Raw genomic sequence first — 6,437 nt, 5'->3', positions numbered from 1 at the left:
TAATAATATTGATAATGACTTCGGTAGCTTTTTCCATACTTTCCAGAGCTACATATTCATAAGGGCCGTGGAAGTTTAAACCTCCCGCAAAGATATTTGGGCAAGGTAACCCCATATAGGATAACTGAGCTCCGTCTGTCCCTCCTCTGATTGCCTTGATATTAGGTTCGATATTGGCTGCTTTCATTGCGTTGGCCGCAAGCTCTACAATATGCATTTTACCTTCAAACTGCTGTTTCATATTACGGTATTGCTCCTTAATTTCAACCTCAGCTGTCCCTTCCCCGTATTTTTGATTGAATTCAGCAACTTTCTCTTCCATAAATTTTTTTCTGGCTTCAAATTTTTCAGCATCATGGTCACGAATAATATATTGGAGCTTCGCTTCCGAGACATCAGAGTTGAAATCCGTTAAATGGTAAAAGCCTTCAAATCCTTTAGTGGTAGAAGGTGTCTCATTAGCTGGTAGTGTTTGTACAAATTCAGCAGCTAAAAGGCTGGCATTGATCATTTTTCCGAAAGCATATCCCGGGTGAACACTGAGTCCGTGGATTTTTACGACAGCACCGGCAGCATTGAAGTTTTCATATTCCAATTCTCCCACTTCACCACCATCCATAGTGTAAGCCCATTCCGCACCAAATTTATTTACATCAAATTTATGCGCTCCTCTACCTATTTCTTCATCCGGGGTAAATCCAATAGCGACCCTTCCATGTTTAATTTCAGGATGAGCTATAAGGTATTCGGCTGCAGTAACGATTTCGGCACATCCTGCTTTATCATCAGCCCCAAGTAAAGTAGTTCCGTCCGTTGTGATCAGCGTTTTACCAACATAATCTTTTAATGTCTCAAATTTTGAAGGAGAAAGAGTGAACCCGGTAGCATTATTAACTACAAGATCATTTCCATCATAATTTTCCCAGATTTGAGGATTTACATTTTCACCGTTAAAGTCCGGTGATGTATCATAATGAGAAATAAATCCAATCGTTGGAGTTGTGGAGTTGTCAAGATTAGAAGGAACATATCCCATGATATAACCATGTTCATCAATAGAAACATCTTCCAGTCCTATTGTTTTTAATTCCTCTGTAATATAATTGGCAATATCCCATTGCCTTGAGGTAGATGGGGTTGTTTCACTTTCAGGATCGCTTGTAGAATATATTTTTACATAATTAAGAAAACGATTCAGGAGTTTCTCTCTCCATACTTGGTTGAATTCTATAGTACTCATTGAATGTCGAAAATTTTAGCAAAGTTAACAATTTTGAAACTCAGAATAAGTTATTTACAGATGAATCTGCCTTATGAAAAGTTTGAATTGAATATAACCTGTTGAAAATCAAAATACTTGTTGTTTTTGGTGTGTTCTGAATAAAATTATTTAGATTTATTATATTTGAGTAAATCAAAAAGTAAAAATGTTTCTTACAGAATGTCCTAGAGATGCCATGCAGGGATGGAGTGAGTTTATTCCTACCGGCAAAAAAATAGATTATATCAACTCTTTAATGGAGGTGGGATTCGATGTACTGGATTGTCTGAGCTTTGTATCTCCTAAAGCAATCCCCCAGATGGCTGACTCTGATGAAGTCGCTGAGAATATAGATAAATCCCTGTCCGATACTAAAGTTTCTGCCATTATTGGGAATTATAGAGGAGCAGAGAAAGCACTAAAGCACCAATCCGTTGATATTATTGGATTCCCCTTTTCTATTTCCGAAACTTTTCAGCACAGGAATACCAATAAAAGTCAGGAGGAGGCTTTCGGTGAAATTATAAAAATGCTGGAGCTTGTAAAAAGTGAAAACAGGGAACTTAACATTTATTTTTCTATGGCTTTTGGAAATCCTTACGGAGAAATGTGGAAGTGGGAAGATGTAGATAAATGGGCAGAGCGTTTCCGGGAAATAGGTGTAAAAAATATTTTATTGTCTGATACTATAGGAGTGGCTACTGCGGAAACAATTGCACTTTTATTTGAGAAAATTCCTGAAAAGTACCCGGAAATTAATTTTGGGGGACACTTTCATAACCGTTATGAAGATTCTTATTCAAAATTAAAAGCTGCTTATGATAAAGGGTGCAGAAGATTTGATAGTGCTATTAAAGGAATCGGAGGATGTCCTATGGCAAAAGATGATCTTGTTGGGAATATGCCTACAGAACAGGTTATCAACTTTATGAGTGTAGAAAAAATAGATCATTCCCTGAATTTATTGAACTTTGAAAGTTCTTATAATGTAGCAAAAGATATTTTTCATTTTTAAACATATAATATGAGTACCATTTCACCGGTTATTTCAGCTTCAGAGCTTAAGCCTCTGCTCAATGATGAAAACCTTGTTATTCTGGATGCCAGAGTAGGGAAAGAGGCCTACCACACATACCTTGAAAAACATATAAGGAATGCTCGGTTCATTGATCTTGATAAAGACCTGGCAGAAATTGGCGAAGATGCGGCCTTCGGCGGGAGACATCCCCTTCCCAGGATTGAAAAATTTGCAGAAACTCTTTCTCGGCTTGGAATTTCAAAGGATTCCCATATTGTTATTTATGATGATAAAAACGGGTCAAATGCTGGAGCTCGTGCTTGGTGGATGCTAAGAGCATTCGGAATTGAGAATGTACGGATTCTGGATGGAGGAATTCAGGCAGCGGAGAAAAGCGAAATTGAATTCTCCTCTGGTAAACAAAGCTTTGAAGCCTCACCATTAATGCATCAAGAGAACTGGATATTTCCTCTCGCATATATTGAAGAAGTAGAATCTGAGTTAGAAAACCATACTATTACGGTTATAGATGTTAGAGACGCTTATCGTTACAAAGGAGAATCAGAACCTATTGATTTAGTTGCAGGTCATATTCCAGGAGCGATTAATATTCCTTTTTCGGAAAATCTTGATGAGAATGGAAACTTTTTGAAACCTGAAATTTTGAAAGAAAAGTATACACAACTTCTCGCCGGAAAGCCTGAGGGCCTGATTATTCATTGCGGTTCAGGAGTAACAGCCTGTCATACGATTATTGCATTAGAGTTGGCAGGATTTAAAATACCCAATTTGTATGTAGGATCCTGGAGTGAATGGAGTAGAAGAGATAAAGAAATTGCAAAAGACGTGTAAAAGAAAAAAAACCGCAGCAATATTTTCCTGCGGTTTTATATTTCTCTATGGGAGTTTTAAAGCATTCCCAGTTCAAATTTGGCTTCTTCACTCATCATATCTTTATGCCAGCTAGGCTCAAAGGTAAGCTCCAAATCAACACTTTTTACATTTTCCACTTCCTGAACCTTATCTTTTACTTCCTGTGGCAGTGTTTCTGCGACAGGGCAGTTAGGGGTTGTAAGTGTCATTATAATTTTTACATCGGCATCATCAGAAATCTGAACATCATAAACCAATCCCAACTCGTAAATATCCACTGGAATTTCAGGGTCATACACGGTTTTAAGAACTCTTATAATGTTATCTCCGATGTCAGCGATCTGTTCGTCGGTAAATTTCATTGTTTAATCTAAATTGCTATTTCTTTTAAGTAAATCTTCCTGACGCATGCGTCTGAAAATATTTGCCAAAGTTAAGACATCTTTTTCACAATATTGAACAATTCTTTGCAAGTCTTTTTCTATGTAGTAAATTGATGAAACCATTGAGCCATCAATATCATCTTTCGGCGTCGGAATCCCAAATACATGAGCCAGTAATTCAAGCGATACAAAGCTTTTGTAATCCCCAAATTTCCAAAGCTCCATTGTATCAAGATGTGGAATTTCCCATGGCTTCTTTCCAAACATCTGGAAAGGAAGAGGGGGCTGCATTCCGTTAATCAGAAATCGTCTTGCAATCCATGGAAAATCAAATTCTTTTCCATTATGAGCGCAAAGTATAACATCCCTGAGCCTTGGACTGTTGAATATTTCACCAAAACTTTCCAGCAGTTTTTTTTCATCATCATCCGCAAAGCTTTTGATCTTCAACGTTTCATTCTTCTCCAGCATTCCGATCGTAATACATATAATCTTTCCGAATTCGGCCATAATACCGGCTCTTTCAGGATAAAACTCTTCTGCGGAAACCTCATCTTTTCTCTGAAACCTTGTCTTTTTATCCCAAAGTTTCTGATCGGTTTCCGGCAAATCTTCCCAGACAGCGGCTGCGGGAACGGTTTCAATATCGAGAAATAAAACTCTTTCTAATGGAATGTTTTGTATCATATGTGCTTTTTATATTTTATCCGACCTGCATCCCGTTTTTTACCGGAAGGGAAGGTGTTAACAGGGTAACATCTTTTTTATCCTCACCATATACTCCCAACACAAGGCATTCACTGAAGAAATTAGCAATTTGTTTTTTGGGAAAATTGACGATGGCAAGAATCTGTTTTCCTATCAATCCTTCTTTTGAATACAGGTTTGTAATCTGTGCAGAGGATTTTCTTATACCTAAATCTCCGAAATCTATTTCAAGTTTGTAGGACGGGTTTCTTGCCTTTTCAAAGTCTTCAGCATTGATTATGGTTCCGCATCGGATATCTAATTTTTCAAAATCATTCCAGGTTATTTCCGCTTTTGTATTCATGATAAGTTTTGTATGAGTTGTTTTATTTCTATCTCCTGTTCTTTATATTTTTCCTGAAGAAATGAGTTTTCTCCCATCCTTTTATAATATTCAAGTGCTTTTTCTCCAAAAAAGATTTTGTGAAAATCCGAAACTTCAGGAATTTGTGGAAAAATTTTATGGAAAAGCATTTCATAATATGCCTGAAACTCCCTCTCGTTCTTATCTTCTATTACGTGTCCCGGAGCTTTCTGTCTTACATGAAGCATTTCATGGGCGATCATATTGAGAACCAGAGATAAATCAAAGTCAAATATATTTTTTGGAATCATTACTCTCTGTGGTCCCCCTAATTCACCTTCAGCAGTTAACAACATAGAGCCAGGAGATAATTCCGGACGAAAGCCAAAACCTGCAAAATTTTCATGTTCCAGTCCGAAGGAGCTGATCAGATATTGGGCAGCATCTATAATCTGGTCGTGATCTTTATATGCATTAAGGTGTAAGCTGACTTGTTCAAGATTCATAATATAATGAAATTTATAGTGTATCTAATAGTATTTCACTCTTCAGCTCTATAAAGTTTCCTTTGGTGTTAATTTCTAAAAGAACTTTTTTATTTTCTTTAATTTTATCTTCTAACTCCTTGACAGCCTCCGGGTTTCGAAGATCCGGGGCTTGTTGGTCAACAGATAAAATTCTGTCATTAAGCCTGAGTCCTTTTTTGTCAGCTGCAGAATTCTTCCAGAGAAAAGAAATATAAAGTCCTTTAGAGTCTCTTCCGGTGTTTATTCCATTAGTAATAAACTGACTATTTATTTTCTTACCATTAGATTTAAAGTAGAACTTATCTTTTGATATAATTGTATGATAATATTGCAGCCATTCACAACCGAGATTCGATTCTTCATCTTTATTAACATCAGAAAGAAAGGTGGGAATAGGATGCTTTCCTAATTTCATTTCCAAAGGTAACATATAAGTGGTGCCTACCTCAGTTCCAAAAGCACTTTTTGAAACTTGGCCTGCTCCTTCTATTTTCTTTTTTAAAAGCTTCTTTTTTGAAACTTTTTCAAATATACTGTCTGTTAAGTAGAAAAGACCGTTATAACCAGTATCAAAATAAATACCATGTTCTTTAATAGAATTGAAATAAACTAAAGTCAGTGCAGGGGTACCTGTTTCTAAAGTTTTAATCTTTGCGAAATCAAAACCTTTCACGGTTTCAGTGTTTAGATAATCAGAAATCATTATTTTATGATGGACAATATCAAAGTCCCAAATACTTTTACGAATTAGATTAGCGCCAAGGATACCATCAATATTCAATTCTTGTAATAGTTCCATATCCGACCTCATTGCACTGAAGTTTCTGTATGTAAGAGCGCCCAAATTCATCTGAGGAATAAGAACATAATTAACAGACTGGGTGTTTTTTGAAGCATCAGTAATTTCATCTTGCTGAACTATTTTAAAATCCCCTTTTACTTTGGAGCTTATGATGGTAGGGGCTCCGGTATCTACAAGAAAACGATACGTTTTCTTATTGATTTCTACATTAATAAAAATCAGGTCTTTAATATACTCGAAGGTGAGGTTTTCTTTATAATGCTCCGGAGATAGTGTTCCATATTTAAAAATACCTTTTTGGGAAAAAGCATTGCTAAAGATCAATATTCCCATAAGTAATATCAATTTTTTAAACTTTATAGAGCTGAAGGCTGAGGCTTTTTTAAACATGTCTCTGTGGCTTTGAAATTTATAAAATTAATAAATATTTTAAATATAACTATTTTAATTCCGAATTTGATAATGAAAATAATGAAGGGTATGAGTGTGTAAGCCTAAATTATGACTGTAAAGTTAATAGGG

At 36.0% G+C, this 6,437-nt stretch carries 8 protein-coding genes; 2 read left to right on the top strand and 6 right to left on the bottom strand.

Annotated elements, in window-relative coordinates; all coding sequences use genetic code 11:
* The coding region (gene pepT / locus Q0A18_RS13995) for a peptidase T (RefSeq protein ID WP_292010774.1) at window positions 1-1,240 on the bottom strand (1,240 nt) is incomplete at its 3' end.
* A gap of 187 nt (window positions 1,241-1,427) precedes the next feature.
* Here pepT and Q0A18_RS13990 point away from each other — a divergent pair.
* Together Q0A18_RS13990 and Q0A18_RS13985 are read left to right on the top strand one after the other, a co-directional pair.
* Window positions 1,428-2,276, top strand: coding sequence for a hydroxymethylglutaryl-CoA lyase (locus tag Q0A18_RS13990; protein WP_292010773.1), 849 nt, complete (start codon window positions 1,428-1,430; stop codon window positions 2,274-2,276).
* Between the two features lie 9 nt (window positions 2,277-2,285).
* Window positions 2,286-3,131 carry a sulfurtransferase gene (locus Q0A18_RS13985; RefSeq protein ID WP_292010772.1) on the top strand — a complete coding sequence of 282 codons (846 nt, stop codon included), beginning with the start codon at window positions 2,286-2,288 and terminating at the stop codon, window positions 3,129-3,131.
* A 56-nt stretch (window positions 3,132-3,187) separates the two neighbouring features.
* Here the strand turns inward: Q0A18_RS13985 and Q0A18_RS13980 are convergent, their stop codons facing one another.
* Genes Q0A18_RS13980 through Q0A18_RS13960 form a run of 5 tightly spaced genes read right to left on the bottom strand, consistent with a single transcriptional unit; the run spans window position 3,188 to window position 6,248 of the window.
* On the bottom strand, window positions 3,188-3,514 hold the full coding sequence (locus Q0A18_RS13980) for an SUF system Fe-S cluster assembly protein (protein ID WP_292010771.1): 327 nt from the start codon (window positions 3,512-3,514) through the stop codon (window positions 3,188-3,190).
* Between the two features lie 3 nt (window positions 3,515-3,517).
* Window positions 3,518-4,222, bottom strand: a complete 705-nt coding sequence (locus Q0A18_RS13975; protein ID WP_292010770.1) for a 3'-5' exonuclease — start codon at window positions 4,220-4,222, stop codon at window positions 3,518-3,520.
* 16 nt (window positions 4,223-4,238) lie between these two features.
* Complete coding sequence (locus Q0A18_RS13970; RefSeq protein WP_292010769.1) at window positions 4,239-4,586, bottom strand: tRNA-binding protein; 348 nt, start codon at window positions 4,584-4,586, stop codon at window positions 4,239-4,241.
* Window positions 4,583-5,092: a hypothetical protein gene (locus Q0A18_RS13965; protein ID WP_292010768.1), complete on the bottom strand. Its 510-nt coding sequence runs from the start codon at window positions 5,090-5,092 to the stop codon at window positions 4,583-4,585. The genes Q0A18_RS13970 and Q0A18_RS13965 overlap by 4 nt, the downstream gene beginning before the upstream one ends.
* Before the next feature lie 13 nt (window positions 5,093-5,105).
* Window positions 5,106-6,248: an aspartyl protease family protein gene (locus Q0A18_RS13960; RefSeq protein WP_292010767.1), complete on the bottom strand. Its 1,143-nt coding sequence runs from the start codon at window positions 6,246-6,248 to the stop codon at window positions 5,106-5,108.
* Window positions 6,249-6,437: the final 189 nt, after the last annotated feature.

It is taken from the genome of Chryseobacterium sp. (assembly GCF_022712095.1).
Classification (GTDB): Bacteria; Bacteroidota; Bacteroidia; order Flavobacteriales; family Weeksellaceae; genus Chryseobacterium.
The sequence above is the reverse complement of the archived record's forward strand: the minus strand, read 5'-3'. Positions and strand labels throughout refer to the sequence as shown.